This window comes from Nocardia sp. NPDC023733 (assembly GCF_040639775.1).
Taxonomy (GTDB): Bacteria; Actinomycetota; Actinomycetes; order Mycobacteriales; family Mycobacteriaceae; genus Nocardia; species Nocardia rosealba.
Genome location: NZ_JBFAAN010000004.1, coordinates 85504 through 100540, shown reverse-complemented (window position 1 = coordinate 100540; position 15037 = coordinate 85504). Strand labels below are relative to the sequence as shown.

The following is a 15037-nucleotide window of genomic DNA, read 5'->3' as shown; positions in this document are numbered from 1 at the left end:
GGCACCGACAAGTTTCGTCGCTCGCCGTCGGAAGTTGTTGCGCTCCTGAATGTTTGGAAGTTATCCACAGGATTGCCGAGGGCTGTTGTGCCCGGTGGCGGTGTGCTGCCCGAGGCGATTCGGCGATAGCTGTCGGACCGCTGTGATCTAGTGGCGGCACGCGAACGGGAGGAGATGCGATGACGCTCGACCCGATAGACCAACGCCTCGGCGCCCATGTGACGGCCGACGAACTGCTCGGCCTGGCCTGGCTACTCGACGATTCGAACACCGTGGCCACCGGCGCGATCGGTCATCTGGATGCCGCTCGCACGGCACCGGTGCGTACCGACACGATCTTCCGGATCTCCTCGATGACCAAGCCGCTCACGGCCGTCGCGGCATCGATCCTGATCGAGGACGGCATCATCGACCCTGCCGAACCGGTCGACCGTTTACTGCCCGAACTCGCCGATCGGCAAGTGCTCACCCATCCGGCTGCCGAGATCACCGACACGGTCGCGGCACGACGGCCCATCACGATCGACGACCTGCTCACATTCCGGCTCGGGTGGGGCATGGATTTCACCGATTTCTCGCCGAAGCCGTTCACCGCGGCCTGTGCCGAGCTGGGCCTCGGCGCTGGTCCGCCGACTCCGGCCGAGATGCCACCGCCGGACATCTGGCTCGCCCGCCTCGGCACCCTGCCGTTGCAGTTCCAGCCGGGGGAGCGCTGGCTGTACCACGTCGGCTCGGCGATCCTCGGCATCCTGATCGCCAGGGCGGCGGGCAAGCCCCTGTCGCAATTCCTGGCCGAACGGGTGCTCGATCCGCTCGGCATGTCCGACACCGGATTCAGCGTCGCGCCGGGCAAGCTCGACCGCTTCGGCCCGCATTTCGTCGAGGTCGACGGCGAGCGTGTGGTCTTCGATCCGGTCGACGGGCAGTGGAGCAGCCCACCGGCGTTCGAGGGTGGTGGCGACGGACTGGTCTCCACGCTCGCCGATTACCACCGTTTCGCGCGGATGCTGACCGGCGGCGGTGAACTCGACGGCACACGGATCCTGTCCGAACGGTCCGTCGCGGCCATCACCACCAACCATCTGACGGCCGAGCAAATCGCTCGCGGCGGGCCCGAGCCGGACGGCAGCGCCGGCTGGGGGCACGGCGTGGGCGTGCAGCTGACCGACCGTCCCGACGGCCCGCGCGCAGGTGCCTACGGCTGGGCGGGTGGTCTCGGCTCGAGCTGGACCAACGACGGCCCGGTGACCGCGATCCTGCTCACCAACCAGATGTGGAATTCGGCCGGACCGCTACCCGTGTTCGCAACCTTCGAGCAGATTCTCGGCGAACGCAGCCGCCTGTCCGGCGGGGTATAGGCGCCGGTGCGGGCCGTATAGCGCAGGCGTATTCTGCGGGCTATGACCGCTTTCGACCGCCCGCGGCGGTTGCGCAGGACACCCGCATTGCGTCGGCTCGTCGCCGAAACCACGCTCGAGCCGCGCCACCTGGTGCTGCCGATGTTCGTGGCCGACGGGATCGATGAACCGCGCGCGATCAGCTCGATGCCCGGTGTGTACCAGCACTCGCTCGACTCGCTGCGCAAAGCCGCCGTCGAGGCGGTGACCGCCGGCGTGGGCGGTCTCATGCTCTTCGGCGTGCCGCTGCCCGAGGACAAGGACGCCACCGGCAGCCAGGCCAGTGACCCCGACGGCATCCTCAACCGCGGGTTGCGCGCGCTGGCCGAGGAGGTCGGTGACTCGACCGTCGTCATGGCCGACACCTGCCTCGACGAGTTCACCGATCACGGCCACTGCGGTGTGCTCGGGACCGACGGCGCCGTCGACAACGACGCCACCCTGCACCGCTACGTGGAGATGGCGCTGGCCCAAGCCGAGGCGGGCGCCGATCTGCTCGGTACCAGCGGCATGATGGACGGCCAGGTCGGCGCGATCCGGCGCGGCCTCGATGCCGTCGGCCGCACCGACACCGCGATCCTGGCCTATGCCGCCAAGTACGCCTCGGCGTTCTACGGCCCGTTCCGTGAGGCGGTCGGTTCGTCGCTCGAGGGCGACCGGCGCACCTACCAGCAGGACCCGGCCAACCGCCGCGAGTCGTTGCGCGAGCTCGATCTCGACCTCGCCGAGGGCGCCGACATCGTGATGGTGAAGCCCGCGATGTCCTACCTCGACATCCTGCGCGATGTGGCCGACCGTTCGACCGTCCCGGTCGCGGCCTACCAGATCTCGGGCGAGTACGCGATGATCACCGCCGCCGCCGAGCGCGGCTGGATCGACCGCCGTGGCGCCGTGCTGGAATCGCTGGTCGGCATCCGGCGGGCGGGCGCGGACATCGTGCTCACCTACTGGGCGACCGAGGCCGCACACTGGCTGTCGTGATCGTTCCACCGAACAAACCGGAAACCCGTCCGATGCCCGAGGACGTGGGCACCGCCAAGCAACTGTGGTTCGCCGTCGCGGGCCTCGGTGTGGTGTACACGGGCGCGAGCGTTGTCGCCATGACCGGGCAGCGCGACGAGCTCAGCAAGCAGTTCCTCGACGAAATGCACAAGAGCGACCCGAACATCCCCGCCTCGACCGTCGATCTGATGGTGACGGCCGCCTTCGTGCTCACCGCGATCGTCGGGGTGCTGCTGGCGGGTGTCACCGTCGCCATCGCCCATCAATTGGGGCGCGGTAAGAACTGGGCGCGCACAGTGCTGACGGTGGTCGCGGTGTGGCTCGGGATCGGGGCTGTGGCCACCATGTTCAGCTTCTCCGGCGACACCGGCGTGGCCGCGATGGTGAGCGGTGGCACGTCGATCGTGCAGGGCGTGCTGGCCGTCGGCGCGGCGTACCTGTGTTTCCGACCCGACTCGGTCGGGTACTTCCAGACGAACCGGAGATGAACAACAGGCCCCATTGGCCGCTGATGCGCCGCCGTGTATGGTGAGGATTGTCACACAGTGGCAGTAATGGTGCTGCCAGGGGAGCGGAGGCAACGATGCGCGTGGTGATCGAGCAACCCCACAGTCTGCGGCGCGATTGTTTGGTGATCGGGCTGCTCGTGCTGCTCGGACTGACCACCATCGCCCTCGTCCTGCTACCCAGCGTCGTCTGACCCAAGGCCCTGCGCTCACTCACGGCCCTGGCAGGATCGCACGCATGAATCGCTGGATCGTCGCGGTGTCGGTCGAACTCGGCCTGGCCGCCGTTTGCCTTGCCGGTGCCGTCGCCAGTTGGGGCAATGCCCGGCGCGGTACCGAATTCGTCGGCAGCGATGAGCATTCCGGTTTCGAGGCCGTGCGGTACGTGCCGCCGATGCTGGCGTTGTCGACCGGGCTCGTGATCCTCGCCGGGTTGTTCCTGATCGACGCGGTCGCGCGAATCCTTTCGGCCCGCGAACGACGTGTAGCGTTGCGCGCCGCGGGTCCGATGGTCTGAGGGAAGTCGAATTCCGATGTGCGCGTTGGGATTCGAACACCCGATGCCGGGTCCGTCGAGGCGGGCCCACCAGGAGGAAACTCGATGACCAAGTTCACCGCAGGGATATTCGCCGTCGGCGCCGCTTTCGCCACCATCGCGCTCGCCGCGCCCGCTCAGGCCGAGGCCGGTCTGCCGCTCACCCCGATGGTGGCGGACCCCGCCGCGGGCGGCTTCGCCCCGGAGACCGGTTCGAGCGGGATCTACAACGGCATCATGTGCCAGCTGCACACCATCTCGGCCGACGTGCCCTGCATGTACACCTAGTACCTCCCGCTGCCGACGTGCGCCGCGACCTGCTGTAGTAGCCGGGCGCGGTAGCCGTCGGCATCGCGGCGTGTCGGGCGTGTCGCCGGTGGGTCGCTGCGGTCTGGGTCACTGTGCTCCACCCTGTCGTCCGGCGTGCCGAGGCGAGCTGAGACACTGGAATTCGTGAGTTCTTCTCCGCGCGCGACCACGGCCAGTTCGTCGCAGGTACCGATTTCCGCCCAGCTCTTCGAGCGGGCGGCTTCGGTGATCCCGGGTGGTGTCAATTCCCCGGTCCGTGCGTTCAATTCGGTCGGCGGCACGCCCCGGTTCATCTCCTCGGCCAGCGGCTACACCCTCGTCGACGCCGACGGCAACGAGTATGTCGACCTGGTGTGTTCGTGGGGTCCGATGATCCTCGGACACGCGCACCCCGCCGTCGTCGAGGCGGTGCAGCGGGCCGCCACCGGCGGACTGTCGTTCGGCGCGCCCACCGAGGCCGAGATCGAACTGGCCGAGGCCATCGCCGCGCGCGTGGAACCCGTGGAGCGGGTGCGCCTGGTCAACTCCGGCACCGAGGCGACCATGAGCGCGGTCCGGCTGGCGCGCGGCTTCACCGGGCGCTCCAAGATCATCAAGTTCTCCGGCTGCTACCACGGCCACGTCGACGCCTTGCTGGCCGACGCGGGCTCGGGCGTGGCGACACTCGGCCTGCCGACCTCGCCGGGTGTCACCGGTGCTCAGGCCGCCGACACCATCGTGCTGCCCTACAACGACCTCCCCGCCGTCGCCGCCGCCTTCGAGGCGCATCCGGGCCAGATCGCCTGCGTCATCACCGAAGCCGCCGCGGGCAACATGGGTGCCGTCGCCCCGCTGCCCGGTTTCAACGAGGGCCTGCGCACGCTGGCACACGACAACGGCGCTCTGCTCATCATGGACGAGGTCATGACCGGCTTCCGGGTGAGCGCCTCGGGTTGGTACGGCCGCGAAGGCGTGGCCGGTGACCTCTACACGTTCGGCAAGGTGATGAGCGGTGGTCTGCCCGCCGCCGCGTTCGGTGGTCGCGCCGAGATCATGAACAACCTCGCCCCCCTCGGCCCGGTCTATCAGGCGGGCACGCTGTCGGGTAATCCGGTCGCCGTCGCGGCGGGCCTGGCGACGCTGCGCGCGGCCGACGACGAGGTGTACACGGCGCTGGACCGCAACGCCGATCGGCTCGGCGGCCTCTTCGCGAAAGCGCTCACCGAAGCCGGGGTGGAGCATCAGGTGCAGTTCGCAGGCAATATGGTGAGCGTGTTCTTCGCCGATCGCCCGGTCACCGACTATGCCGCCGCCAAGGCGAGTCAGACCTGGCGTTACCCCGCCTTCTTCCACGCCCTGCTCGACGCGGGCGTCTACGCGCCGCCGAGCGCGTTCGAGGCATGGTTCGTCTCCGCGGCGCTCGACGAGGACGCGTTCGACCGTATCGCCGCCGCTCTGCCCGCCGCCGCCCACGCGGCCGCGGCCGCCACCCCCGAAGGATCGCAAGCGTGAGCTCCGACCAGCCCGACGCACTCCCCACCCCCGTCGCCGACGAGGCGCCGAACCCGGCGCCCGCCGCCGCCCCGCCCGGTCTCGACCACGATCCGTCGAGCGTGGAAACCATCGTCCACGTGCTGCGCCACGGCGAGGTGCACAACCCCAACGGCATCCTCTACGGCCGCCTGCCCGGTTTCAGCCTGTCGGTGACCGGTCGTTCGCAGGCCGCCGCGGTGGCCCGATCGCTGGCCGATCACGACATCTCCCTGGTGATCGCGTCGCCGTTGCAACGCGCGCAGGAGACCGCCGCCCCGATCGCGGCCGCCCACGACCTCATCGTGCGCACCGACGAGAACCTGATCGAAGCGGGCAACACCTTCGAGGGTCTTCGCGTGTCGGTCGGTGACGGCGCGCTGCGCAAGCCGAGGCACTGGTGGAAACTGCGCGACCCGTTCACCCCGTCGTGGGGCGAGCCGTACCTGCAGATCGCGCATCGCATGCTCGCCGCCGTGAACAAGGCGCGCGTCGAGGCAGCGGGCCACGAGGTGGTGCTGGTGTCGCATCAGCTGCCCGTGTGGACGCTGCGCCGTTTCCTGCAGGGTCAGCGCCTGTGGCACGACCCACGCAACCGCCAGTGCTCGCTCGCCTCGCTGACCTCGCTGGTCTACCACGGCGACACGCTGGTCGACATCGTCTACTCCGAGCCCGCCGGCGCGTCGGATCCGTCGGTCCACGGCGCATGACACGCTGCATCGCATCGGGTAACGCCCGTGGCCATCGGCTGCGGGCGCTGACCGCCGTCCTGTCCGCCCTGCTGGTCGTCGTGGCCGCCGCGGGTTGTTCGACCGGTACCGATGCGGTGGCCACCGGCGGCGGCACGTTCGAATTCGTGTCGCCCGGTGGTAAGACTGATATCAGATACGATCCGCCCGCCACGCGCGGCACGATCGGTACGCTCGCGGGGCCCGACCTGATGAACGAGGGAAAGACCGTTTCGGTCGATGATTTCCCCGGTCAGGTCGTGGTCGTGAATCTGTGGGGACAGTGGTGCGGCCCGTGTCGCGCCGAGTCGCCCGCGCTCGAGAAGGTGTACGCGGCGACCAAGGACAAGGGCGTCGCATTCCTGGGCATCAATGTGCGCGACCACCAGCGTGACAAAGCCCAGGACTTCGTAGTGGACAACAAGATCGAGTATCCGTCCATCTACGACCCGTCGATGCGAACCTTGCTCGCGCTCGGCGGAAATTTCCCAACCAGTGTTATCCCGACCACGTTGATCCTGGATCGTCAGCACCGGGTCGCCGCGGTCTTCCTTCGCTCGCTACTGGCCGAAGACCTGCAGCCCGTGGTCGAGCAACTCGCCCTCGAGGAGAAGCAGTGAGTCGTCGTCGTCCCGGAAATCTGACCGCGTGTCGCCCCCGCCAGGGTGCCCGCCGCATGGGAGCGGGGTGGACCGTCGATGATCGTTGGGCGGGCATCGCCACCGTCCCGCGCAGCGTCGCCGGTGCGGGCCTGTTCGAGTTCGGTCCGGTCGAACCGGCCGAGACCGAGCGCACCCTGTCGTTGCCCCGCGACGAGCAGCGTGACGAGGACACCTCCGAGTGATGCCGCTCGCCGCAGTCGGGGACTCGTTCCAGCAGACCGCGGCATCGGGACCGTTGCTGTTGGCGCTGGGTGCCTGTCTGCTCGCGGGCCTGGTGTCGTTCGCTTCACCGTGTGTCGTGCCGCTCGTGCCCGGCTACCTGTCGTATCTGGCCGGGCTGGTCGGTGCCGAGGCGCCGCCTGCCTCGACCGCCCAGGTCGCCACGATCACCGAGCAGCGTCGTAGCGCGAAGCTGCGGGTCGCCGGTGCCGCCGGTCTGTTCGTCGCCGGGTTCACGGTGGTTTTCGTGCTGGCCACGGCCACCGTTTTCGGTGTGATCCAGACGCTCAACGTCAACCGCGAACTGCTGCAGCGCATCGGTGGCGTGGTGACGATCCTGATGGGTCTGGTCTTCATCGGCCTGGTGCCCGCGTTGCAACGCGATACGCGGATGGAACCGCGCCGGTTCACCAGCATCGTCGGTGCGCCCCTGCTCGGTGGGGTGTTCGCGCTCGGCTGGACGCCGTGCCTCGGCCCGACGCTGTCGGGGGTGATGGCGGTGTCGGCCGGTACCGAGGGCACCACCGCCGCGCGCGGTGTGGTGCTGATCGTGGCGTACTGCCTCGGCCTTGGTTTGCCGTTCGTGGTGCTGGCCTTCGGGTCGGCGGGTGCGCTGCGCGGGGTGGGCTGGTTGCGGCGTAATTCGCGCACCATTCAGGTAGTCGGGGGTGTTCTGCTCGTCGCCGTCGGCGTCGCGCTGGTCACGGGGGCATGGGATCAGTTCGTCGGCTGGGTGCGTGACGGGTTCGTCTCCGAGGTGACCCTGCCGATCTGATGACTGACACACTGACTCCCCCCGCTGCCTCCGCCCCGCCCCGCCAGTCGCTTCCCGGCCGCGCCTGGGCGCTGGTCCGCAACACCTGGCGTGGCCTGACCAGCATGCGAACGGCGCTGGTTCTGCTGTTCCTGCTCGCCCTGGCCGCCATTCCCGGCGCCCTGCTGCCGCAACGCAGCCTGAACGCGCAGAAGGTCGACCAGTACATCGCCGACCGGCCGACGCTCGGCCCGTGGATGGACCGGTTCGAACTGTTCGACGTGTTCGGCAGTTTCTGGTTCACCGCCATCTACGTGCTGCTGTTCATCTCGCTGGTCGGCTGCATCCTGCCCCGCTGCTGGGACCACTACAAAGCGCTGCGCACCCCGCCCGTCGCCGCCCCGCGCAACCTCGGTCGGCTGCCGCATCATTTCGACGAGACCGTCGACCGTGATGTCGACGCCGTGATCGAGCAGGCGCGCGAACAGTTGCGCGGCTGGCGCACCGAGGTCCGCCCGGGCAACCGCGACGGCGAGATGACGATCTCCGCCGAGAAGGGTTATCTGCGCGAATTCGGCAACCTCGTGTTCCATCTGTCGTTGGTGGGGCTGTTGGTCGCCATCGCGCTCGGCAAGCTGTTCGGGTACGAGGGCAATGTCATCGTGATCGCCAACGGTGGTCCCGGTTTCTGCACCACCTCGCCCGCGGTGTTCGACTCGTTCCGGGCGGGCAATGTCAACGACGGCACCGGGATGACCCCGCTGTGTGTGAAGGTCAAGGACTTCAAGGCCGATTACCTGCCCACCGGTCAGGCCGAGATGTTCACCTCGAACATCGACTACCAGGCGGGCGAGGACCTGACCACCGATACGTGGCGTAGCACCGAGCTGCGGGTGAATCACCCGTTGCGGGTGGCCGGTGACCGCGTCTACCTGCAGGGGCACGGTTTCGCGCCGACGTTCACCGTCACCTTCCCGAACGGGCAGACCCGCACCGAGACCATCCAGTGGCGTCCCGACGACGCCCAGACCTTCCTGTCCAGCGGTGTGCTGCGCATCGACCCGCCCGGCGGCATGTACGCCACCGAGGAGGAACGTCGCCAGAACCAGATCGCGATCGAAGGTCTCTTCGCGCCGACCGCGATGTTCCACGGCAGTCTGCTCACGTCGTCGTTTCCGAAGATGGACGATCCGGCCGTCGCCGTCGACATCTACCGCGGCAACACCGGCCTCGACACCGGCCGTTCGCAGTCGCTGTTCGCGCTCGACCCGGAGATGGTGAAGCAGGGGCGGCTCACCAAGGAAGCGCGCGTCAACCTGCGGCCCGGCGAGTCGACCACCCTGCCCAACGGCACCAAGGTGACCTTCGACGGCGCCGAGGAGTTCGTGAACCTGCAGGTCTCGCACGACCCCGCCCAGCAGTGGGTGCTGGTGAGCGCGCTGACCATGATGGCCGGTCTGCTGGTTTCGCTGCTGGTGAAACGACGCCGGATCTGGATCCGGGCGTACCCCGCCGACACCGGGGCAGGTACCGTGGATCAACGACGAACCGTAGTAGAGATGGGCGGCCTCGCCAGAAGCGATCAAGCGGGCTGGGGCGGCGAATTCGATCGACTGCGGGCACGGTTGCTGGGAGCGGAGAAGTGATGCGGACGAGCGCACGCGACATCGAGGCGGAGTTCTGATGCCGATCGACGAAACGCTGGCACGCTACAGCGACTATTCGTTCATGTCGGCGATCGCCGTCTACACCCTGGCGACGGTGCTGCTGATCGTGCAGTACGCCTCGGCGCGCGCCAAGCAGGTCGCCGCGCGCGACCACGGCTCCGTCGATCCGTCCCTGCCCGGCCGGATCGCGATGCCCGAGGCGAAGTCGCGCGCCGAACGCTTCGGCGACATGGCGTTCTCCGTGCTCTCGGTGGGTGCGGTCCTGCACATCGCCTCGATCGTGCTGCGCGGCTTCGCCACCCACCGCTTCCCCCTGGGCAACATGTACGAGTTCACCACCATGGCCACCGCGGCCGCCGTGGTGATCGGCCTGATCTTCCTGCGCGACCAGCGTTTCCGCGCGATGTGGGCATTCCTGCTCGTGCCCGTGCTGATCCTGATGTTCCTCGCGGGCACCGTCCTCTACGCCGACGCCGCCCCCGTGGTCCCCGCCCTTCGCTCGTTCTGGCTGCCCATCCACGTCACCATCGTGAGCGTCGGCAGCGGCGTCTTCCTGGTCTCGGGCGTCGCCAGCCTCCTCTACCTGTTCCGCATGCGCCAACCGGCAGGCGAAGAGTCCTCGAACATCTTCGGCACCATCGCCCGCCGCCTCCCCGACGCCCGCACCCTCGACCAGCTCGCCTACAAAACCACCATCATCGGCTTCCCCCTCTTCGGCGCAGGCGTCATCCTCGGCGCCATCTGGGCCGAAGCCGCCTGGGGCCGCTTCTGGGGCTGGGACCCGAAGGAAACCTGCTCCTTCATCGCCTGGGTCCTCTACGCGGCCTACCTCCACGCCCGCGCGACGTCGGGCTGGCGAGACACCAAGGCGGCGTGGATCAACATCGCCGGCTTCGTGGCGATGCTGTTCAACCTTTTCATCATCAACATGGTGATCAGCGGTCTGCACAGCTATGCCGGTCTGAACTAACCGCTTCTGCCAGTGCGTTCGGGTTGTGCTCAGCTCGCTTTGTGGGATTCGATTGCTGTGCCGAGGTCCTGGACAGCTGTGTCGTACTGGATGCGGTCGAAAAGGAACGGGCCGAACGCGCTGTAGTCGCGAGTGGGGCGATGGGGCTGTTCGAAGTGGTCCCAGACGACGAGGTCACCGGTCAGGCTGATTCGGGTGAATAGCGGCCAACAGCCGACTTCCCCGCAACTGCACGCGAGAACGGGGGTCTTTCGAGGCTTGCGGGATCCGTGGAAATGCTCTGTCGCCGAGTCGAACCGGAAGAATTGGGGCGCAAGGCCCCCGTACATGTCACCGGAAGGCTCCATGTCGGCACCGATTTCGAAGGTGTCGACGAGATCGATCAGGGGGATGCTGTCGATGCGGGGCATGATTTGGTGGACGTCGGCACGGTCGAGGGATCCCGGCTGGTAATCGAAACTGATCTCGCTGGTCACGGCGTGACCGTATCCGGTGCGCGCCGATCCTGGAAGACGATTACCACGTGCCCGTACGCTGTGGACGTATGGGGACAACCGTCGAATCCGCACAACTGGCTGCCGGCTCCGACGAGGACCGATTGGTGGTTACCGACGGTGCGGTGATCGTTCTCGACGATGCTACGGCTCACGATCCGGCGATGCCCTCCGCGGGTGCGTATGTCGACTTTCTCGCCGCGGATCTCGCGCGGTCGATCGGTGAATCGTCGTCGTTGGCCGACATACTCGCGCGGTCGATCGCGCGGGCTGTGGACGTGCTCGGTATCGAGCCGGGGGCTGCGCCGTCGAGCACTGTCGCCCTCGTCCGGATCGAACCCGACGTGGTCGATGTGCTGGTGCTGGGTGACTCGTCGGTGATCGTCGGGCTCCGCACCGGTGCGGTGGAGGTGCACACCGACGATCGGCTGCCGCGATTGCAGCTACCGGAGGCAGACCTGTTCCGCCGCTTTCTGGCCGACGGACAGGGCTACAGCGGGCGTCACCAGAAAATTCTGCAGGAGCTTCAGGTCGCCGAACGGGCGCGACGCAACCGCCCGGACGGTTATTGGATTGCCGAAGCCGATCCCCGTGCGGCCGATCACGCACTGCGCGTTCGATATCCGCGCGATCAGGTGGTGTGGATCATCGCCGCCACCGACGGTGCCTTCGACCTCGTTCCCACGCTCGGGGTGAGCTGGCCCGAAGTCGCGAACATGTCCACGCGGCAGCTCGAACAACTGCTCCGTGATGTGCACATCTGGGAGGCCGAAGTCGACCCGGACGGCCAGGCGCTCCCTCGGGCCAAACGCCACGATGACAAGACCGTGGCCGTCGTGCGCATCGCTGACCGAACCGAGTCCTAGATTCATCATTTTCTGAATACAGATTCTGATGTACTGTCGCTGCGTGGATACCTTGATTCGTCGCGACGCGCTGGCACGCTTCGGGCACGCGCTCTCCGATGCCACGCGCACGCAGATCTTGCTGAGCCTGCGTGAAGCGCCGGCGTACCCCTCGGACCTCGCCGAACGTATCGGGGTGTCGCGTCAGATCCTGTCCAATCACCTGGCCTGCCTGCGCGGGTGTGGGCTCGTGGTCGCGGTGCCGGAGGGGCGGCGATCGCGTTATGAGCTGGCCGACGCGCGCATCGGGCGGGCCCTGGACGACCTGACCGGGCTGGTGCTGGCCGTGGATCCGGCCTGCTGCCCGGACTCGGCTACACAAGAGTGCTGCTGATGTCATCCTCGGTGTCCGAGGCTTCGACGCAGCGTCGGGCCTTGCTGGCTCGCCGGATCCGCTGGTTCGTCGCGGCCACCATCACCTACAACATCATCGAAGCGATCATCGCCTTGACCGAGGGTGCTCGCGCTTCCTCGACCGCGCTGATCGGGTTCGGGCTGGACTCGATCATCGAGGTGTCCTCGGCCGCCGCTGTCGCTTGGCAGTTCGCCGGTCAGGACCCGGAGAAGCGAGAGAAGATCGCGCTGCGGATCATCGCGTTCTCTTTTTTCGCCCTGGCTTTCTATGTCACCGTCGACTCGATCCGTGGACTGCTCGGAGTCGGCGAAGCGCGGCCTTCCCCGATCGGAATCGCCCTTGCGGCGGTGAGCCTCGCGGTGATGCCGGTGCTGTCGTGGGCTCAGCGCCGCGCCGGCCGTGAGCTCGGATCGGCTTCCGCGGTAGCCGATTCCAAGCAAACGCTGCTGTGCACCTATCTCTCGGCAGTGCTGCTGGTCGGGCTGCTGCTCAACAGTCTGTTCGGGTGGTCGTGGGCCGACCCGATCGCCGGCCTGATCATCGCCGCTATCGCGGTCAAGGAAGGTTTCGATGCTTGGAGGGGCGACACGTGCTGTCCCGCACCTGTCGCCATGAGTACGAACGATCACGACTGTGCGTGCTGCGACTGATCCGAGAATTCCACCCATACAGATCATTCGAGCCACAGACCACGGAAACGGGGTCTCGTGGTTGCGTCGGCGCCCCAATAGCCTGGTCCTCGCCGCTCGGCAGTCGGCAAACTCGGAGCAGTAAAGGATTCTCGATGAAACGATCTTTCGCGGTGGCTACGGTGGTCGGCGCCCTGATACTGGCACCGATCGGCTCCGCCCAAGCCGCCACTCAGCCCGTTGCTCCCGTTGCCGCGTGCGTCGAGTTCCCGATCGGTGCGCCGGGTGGATGTGACTTCATCCAGAACATCCTGCAATTGCTGAGCCTCGGCTCGTCCACGCTGAGCGCAGGCCCGACAGCATCCTGAATCGACTCTCGCCGCCGCAGGGATCTCGCCGCTGGTCCATTCCGGATTCCTGTCTGTTCCGGGACGCCCGCAGTGGATGACGTGTAGAAATGTCGACTCTGATCCTTTCGCCCCGCTATTCCGAGGACTCGCGCGTCATGCGGGCCGCCGCTATTCGCGCAGGGTGGAATGTCGTCCGGCTGACGAATTGGCGCGTTCCCGACGATACGGCCGCGACAGCCATCTACGGCGAGACGATGTTCGCCGAGGTGATCGCCGCGCAACTGGGCATCACCTTGCTCGACGCCCCCGACGACTGGCTGCCGAACCTGCCGAAGTCCCTACTGCAGCGACAGATTCAGATCTCCACCCTTGGCGAGGCTCGGCGCCATGCCGACCCGGTATTCGTCAAGCCCGCAGACGGCCGCAAAGGATTCGCGGGCGCGGTATATCGCAACGGGATCGGTCTGCCCTCACCGCAAGCGTGCCCTGACGACACACTGGTACTTATGGCCGAGCCCGTCGAATGGCGCTCGGAATTCCGCTGCTTCGTCAAAGACGGTGCGGTACTGACGATGTCGCCCTACCTCCGCAACGGTGACCCCGCCCGCGCCGAGGATGGCAGCTGGCCGACCACGCCATCGGAAGTGGCCGCGGTCCAGGCGCTTATCGAAAAGTTGGTCGCCGAAGTACCCGTTCCGCCATCGATCGTCATCGATGTCGGTCTGATCGAGGGACGTGGTTGGGCAATCGTCGAAGCCAACTGCGCTTTCGGTGCCGGGGTATACGGCTGCGATCCGCACAAGGTCCTCGCGGTTCTCGAAAGAGGCTGCGTCCCTGGCGAACCAACCGGCAGTGACGCGGAATGGGCACGGTCTGCCGCTCGTCTCGAGTGAACGACGAGACCGTACAGACTTCGGTCCGCAACATATTCGCCGGCAGCGATCGCGAGTAGCGTCGAACCGTGCGACCGCGTTGGCTCATCGACCACCACGACGAATTTCCCGGTTCGGCCGTTGTCGCAGCCGCCCTGGACGACCCCGTGATCGTGAACAGGCATGACGTCATGATGGGCCGCTGGCCTGTTGTGTCCGACGCGTGTCCGGTCGTCGGCTACGGGACGATGCCGACTATGACGCACCTGCGCCGGCATCGGCGCCTCGGTGACGCCGTATTCGACAACTACCCGACGTTGCGCTGCTCGTCGTATTACCCGCACGTATACGACCTTCTCGGCCGCGCCGCCATTCTCGCGCCGTTCTCGGCGCTTCCCGGCCTTCCCTTGCAACGCATGTTCGGCAGCGATCATGTCTTCCTCCGCAGCGACACCAACTTCAAACTCTTTCCCGCGGCGGTTCACCCGATTGTCGAGCTGGACCGGTGGGTCGACCTGTACGACAAGCACCGACACGAACTCGCCGTGGTGTCGGAAGTCGTGGACTTCGAGAGCGAGTACCGCTGCTTCTGCCGCAACGGCCGCTTTTTCTGTGGAAGTTCCTATCCGCTGGAGCCGTATGCTGCGGTCCCCGACCACGTGGTTGCTTTCTCGGAGGCTGTGGCGAGTCGCATACTCGTGCACGGCCCCAACATGATCACGGTCGACGTAGGCGTCTGCCCCGACGGTGTGCTTCGCCTCGTAGAGCTCGGCGGCGTCAACAGTTGGGGCATCTATGGCTCGAACGTCGCGGATTTCATCGCTGCGATGGAGGCACAGGCACTTGCCCGCGCGGAGGCATGACGCGGGCCCACGGAAGTAGGGGCGTTTCACTTTCGCTGATCGGCGTTACCGTCTGCGGTATCTACCGGTGGTTCGAGAGGTTGAAGAAATGCGTCGTCTGAGTGTGATTGCTGCTGTTGCGATTTCGTTGGGGGTCGGGCTGGCCGGTACTGCGACAGCTTCACCCGTCGCAACCCCGAGCCCAGTGGCCACCGATTCGGGATCGGCCGGTCCGCTGACAGCCTCCGCGGACCCGGATTCGGGCTCGGCGGCCCTCCCCGGCCTGCTGCTCCGATGCCTGTCCACGGGCACGAGCCTCCTCATGGGGATGC

The 15037-nt window shown here is 67.1% G+C and carries 19 protein-coding genes; 18 read left to right on the top strand and 1 reads right to left on the bottom strand.

The features are described 5' to 3' along the window. The first annotated feature begins 179 nt into the window (after positions 1 to 179). The 12 genes from AB0F86_RS18850 (at position 180) to ccsB (ending at position 10258) form a co-directional block, all read left to right on the top strand. Entirely contained in the window at positions 180 to 1358 is a 1179-nt protein-coding gene (locus AB0F86_RS18850; RefSeq protein WP_356985278.1) for a serine hydrolase domain-containing protein, read from the top strand. Positions 1359 to 1400: 42 nt separating this feature from the next. Beyond that, entirely contained in the window at positions 1401 to 2378 is a 978-nt protein-coding gene (gene hemB, locus AB0F86_RS18845) for a porphobilinogen synthase (RefSeq protein ID WP_356985277.1), read from the top strand. Further along, positions 2375 to 2887, top strand: coding sequence for a hypothetical protein (locus AB0F86_RS18840; protein ID WP_356985276.1), 513 nt, complete (start codon positions 2375 to 2377; stop codon positions 2885 to 2887). The genes hemB and AB0F86_RS18840 overlap by 4 nt, the downstream gene beginning before the upstream one ends. A gap of 256 nt (positions 2888 to 3143) precedes the next feature. Further along, positions 3144 to 3422, top strand: a complete 279-nt coding sequence (locus AB0F86_RS18835) for a hypothetical protein (RefSeq protein WP_356985275.1) — start codon at positions 3144 to 3146, stop codon at positions 3420 to 3422. Between the two features lie 84 nt (positions 3423 to 3506). Further along, positions 3507 to 3728, top strand: coding sequence for a hypothetical protein (locus AB0F86_RS18830; RefSeq protein ID WP_225278512.1), 222 nt, complete (start codon positions 3507 to 3509; stop codon positions 3726 to 3728). A 165-nt stretch (positions 3729 to 3893) separates the two neighbouring features. Then, on the top strand, positions 3894 to 5240 hold the full coding sequence (gene hemL / locus AB0F86_RS18825; protein ID WP_356985274.1) for a glutamate-1-semialdehyde 2,1-aminomutase: 1347 nt from the start codon (positions 3894 to 3896) through the stop codon (positions 5238 to 5240). Positions 5241 to 5341: 101 nt separating this feature from the next. Beyond that, entirely contained in the window at positions 5342 to 5968 is a 627-nt protein-coding gene (locus AB0F86_RS18820) for a histidine phosphatase family protein (RefSeq protein WP_225279204.1), read from the top strand. After that, a complete protein-coding gene (locus AB0F86_RS18815) occupies positions 5965 to 6606 on the top strand; it encodes a TlpA disulfide reductase family protein (protein ID WP_225278514.1) in 642 nt (213 codons plus the stop codon). The genes AB0F86_RS18820 and AB0F86_RS18815 overlap by 4 nt, the downstream gene beginning before the upstream one ends. Continuing rightward, positions 6603 to 6830 carry a hypothetical protein gene (locus tag AB0F86_RS18810; protein WP_133733852.1) on the top strand — a complete coding sequence of 76 codons (228 nt, stop codon included), beginning with the start codon at positions 6603 to 6605 and terminating at the stop codon, positions 6828 to 6830. Before AB0F86_RS18815 ends, AB0F86_RS18810 begins: the two co-directional genes overlap by 4 nt. After that, positions 6830 to 7642 (top strand): cytochrome c biogenesis CcdA family protein, encoded by an 813-nt coding sequence (locus AB0F86_RS18805; protein ID WP_356985273.1) that lies wholly within the window; start codon positions 6830 to 6832, stop codon positions 7640 to 7642. Before AB0F86_RS18810 ends, AB0F86_RS18805 begins: the two co-directional genes overlap by 1 nt. After that, positions 7642 to 9267: a cytochrome c biogenesis protein ResB gene (locus tag AB0F86_RS18800; protein WP_356985272.1), complete on the top strand. Its 1626-nt coding sequence runs from the start codon at positions 7642 to 7644 to the stop codon at positions 9265 to 9267. The genes AB0F86_RS18805 and AB0F86_RS18800 overlap by 1 nt, the downstream gene beginning before the upstream one ends. A 37-nt stretch (positions 9268 to 9304) precedes the next feature. Further along, positions 9305 to 10258, top strand: a complete 954-nt coding sequence (gene ccsB / locus AB0F86_RS18795) for a c-type cytochrome biogenesis protein CcsB (RefSeq protein WP_356985271.1) — start codon at positions 9305 to 9307, stop codon at positions 10256 to 10258. A 29-nt stretch (positions 10259 to 10287) separates the two neighbouring features. Here the strand turns inward: ccsB and AB0F86_RS18790 are convergent, their stop codons facing one another. After that, positions 10288 to 10734, bottom strand: a complete 447-nt coding sequence (locus AB0F86_RS18790; RefSeq protein WP_356985270.1) for a hypothetical protein — start codon at positions 10732 to 10734, stop codon at positions 10288 to 10290. A 68-nt stretch (positions 10735 to 10802) separates the two neighbouring features. On the opposite strand from AB0F86_RS18790, the gene AB0F86_RS18785 reads away from it, so the two are divergent. From AB0F86_RS18785 to AB0F86_RS18760, 6 genes are all read left to right on the top strand, one after another. Further along, positions 10803 to 11618, top strand: a complete 816-nt coding sequence (locus AB0F86_RS18785) for a hypothetical protein (RefSeq protein WP_356985269.1) — start codon at positions 10803 to 10805, stop codon at positions 11616 to 11618. A gap of 43 nt (positions 11619 to 11661) precedes the next feature. Continuing rightward, positions 11662 to 11991, top strand: coding sequence for a metalloregulator ArsR/SmtB family transcription factor (locus AB0F86_RS18780; RefSeq protein ID WP_067484966.1), 330 nt, complete (start codon positions 11662 to 11664; stop codon positions 11989 to 11991). After that, on the top strand, positions 11991 to 12662 hold the full coding sequence (locus tag AB0F86_RS18775; RefSeq protein ID WP_356985268.1) for a cation transporter: 672 nt from the start codon (positions 11991 to 11993) through the stop codon (positions 12660 to 12662). The genes AB0F86_RS18780 and AB0F86_RS18775 overlap by 1 nt, the downstream gene beginning before the upstream one ends. A gap of 134 nt (positions 12663 to 12796) precedes the next feature. Further along, positions 12797 to 13009 (top strand): hypothetical protein, encoded by a 213-nt coding sequence (locus AB0F86_RS18770; protein ID WP_356985267.1) that lies wholly within the window; start codon positions 12797 to 12799, stop codon positions 13007 to 13009. A gap of 236 nt (positions 13010 to 13245) precedes the next feature. Then, a complete protein-coding gene (locus tag AB0F86_RS18765; RefSeq protein WP_356985266.1) occupies positions 13246 to 13884 on the top strand; it encodes an ATP-grasp domain-containing protein in 639 nt (212 codons plus the stop codon). A 68-nt stretch (positions 13885 to 13952) separates the two neighbouring features. Further along, complete coding sequence (locus AB0F86_RS18760; protein ID WP_356985265.1) at positions 13953 to 14726, top strand: ATP-grasp domain-containing protein; 774 nt, start codon at positions 13953 to 13955, stop codon at positions 14724 to 14726. Positions 14727 to 15037: the final 311 nt, after the last annotated feature.

Coding starts and splice junctions, on each gene's coding strand:
- AB0F86_RS18850 (WP_356985278.1), top strand. CDS start 180: ATGACGCTCGACCCGATAGACCAACGCCTCGGCGCCCATGTGACGGCC.
- hemB (WP_356985277.1), top strand. CDS start 1,401: ATGACCGCTTTCGACCGCCCGCGGCGGTTGCGCAGGACACCCGCATTG.
- AB0F86_RS18835 (WP_356985275.1), top strand. CDS start 3,144: ATGAATCGCTGGATCGTCGCGGTGTCGGTCGAACTCGGCCTGGCCGCC.
- AB0F86_RS18830 (WP_225278512.1), top strand. CDS start 3,507: ATGACCAAGTTCACCGCAGGGATATTCGCCGTCGGCGCCGCTTTCGCC.
- AB0F86_RS18815 (WP_225278514.1), top strand. CDS start 5,965: ATGACACGCTGCATCGCATCGGGTAACGCCCGTGGCCATCGGCTGCGG.
- AB0F86_RS18805 (WP_356985273.1), top strand. CDS start 6,830: ATGCCGCTCGCCGCAGTCGGGGACTCGTTCCAGCAGACCGCGGCATCG.
- AB0F86_RS18800 (WP_356985272.1), top strand. CDS start 7,642: ATGACTGACACACTGACTCCCCCCGCTGCCTCCGCCCCGCCCCGCCAG.
- ccsB (WP_356985271.1), top strand. CDS start 9,305: ATGCCGATCGACGAAACGCTGGCACGCTACAGCGACTATTCGTTCATG.
- AB0F86_RS18785 (WP_356985269.1), top strand. CDS start 10,803: ATGGGGACAACCGTCGAATCCGCACAACTGGCTGCCGGCTCCGACGAG.
- AB0F86_RS18775 (WP_356985268.1), top strand. CDS start 11,991: ATGTCATCCTCGGTGTCCGAGGCTTCGACGCAGCGTCGGGCCTTGCTG.
- AB0F86_RS18770 (WP_356985267.1), top strand. CDS start 12,797: ATGAAACGATCTTTCGCGGTGGCTACGGTGGTCGGCGCCCTGATACTG.
- AB0F86_RS18765 (WP_356985266.1), top strand. CDS start 13,246: ATGTTCGCCGAGGTGATCGCCGCGCAACTGGGCATCACCTTGCTCGAC.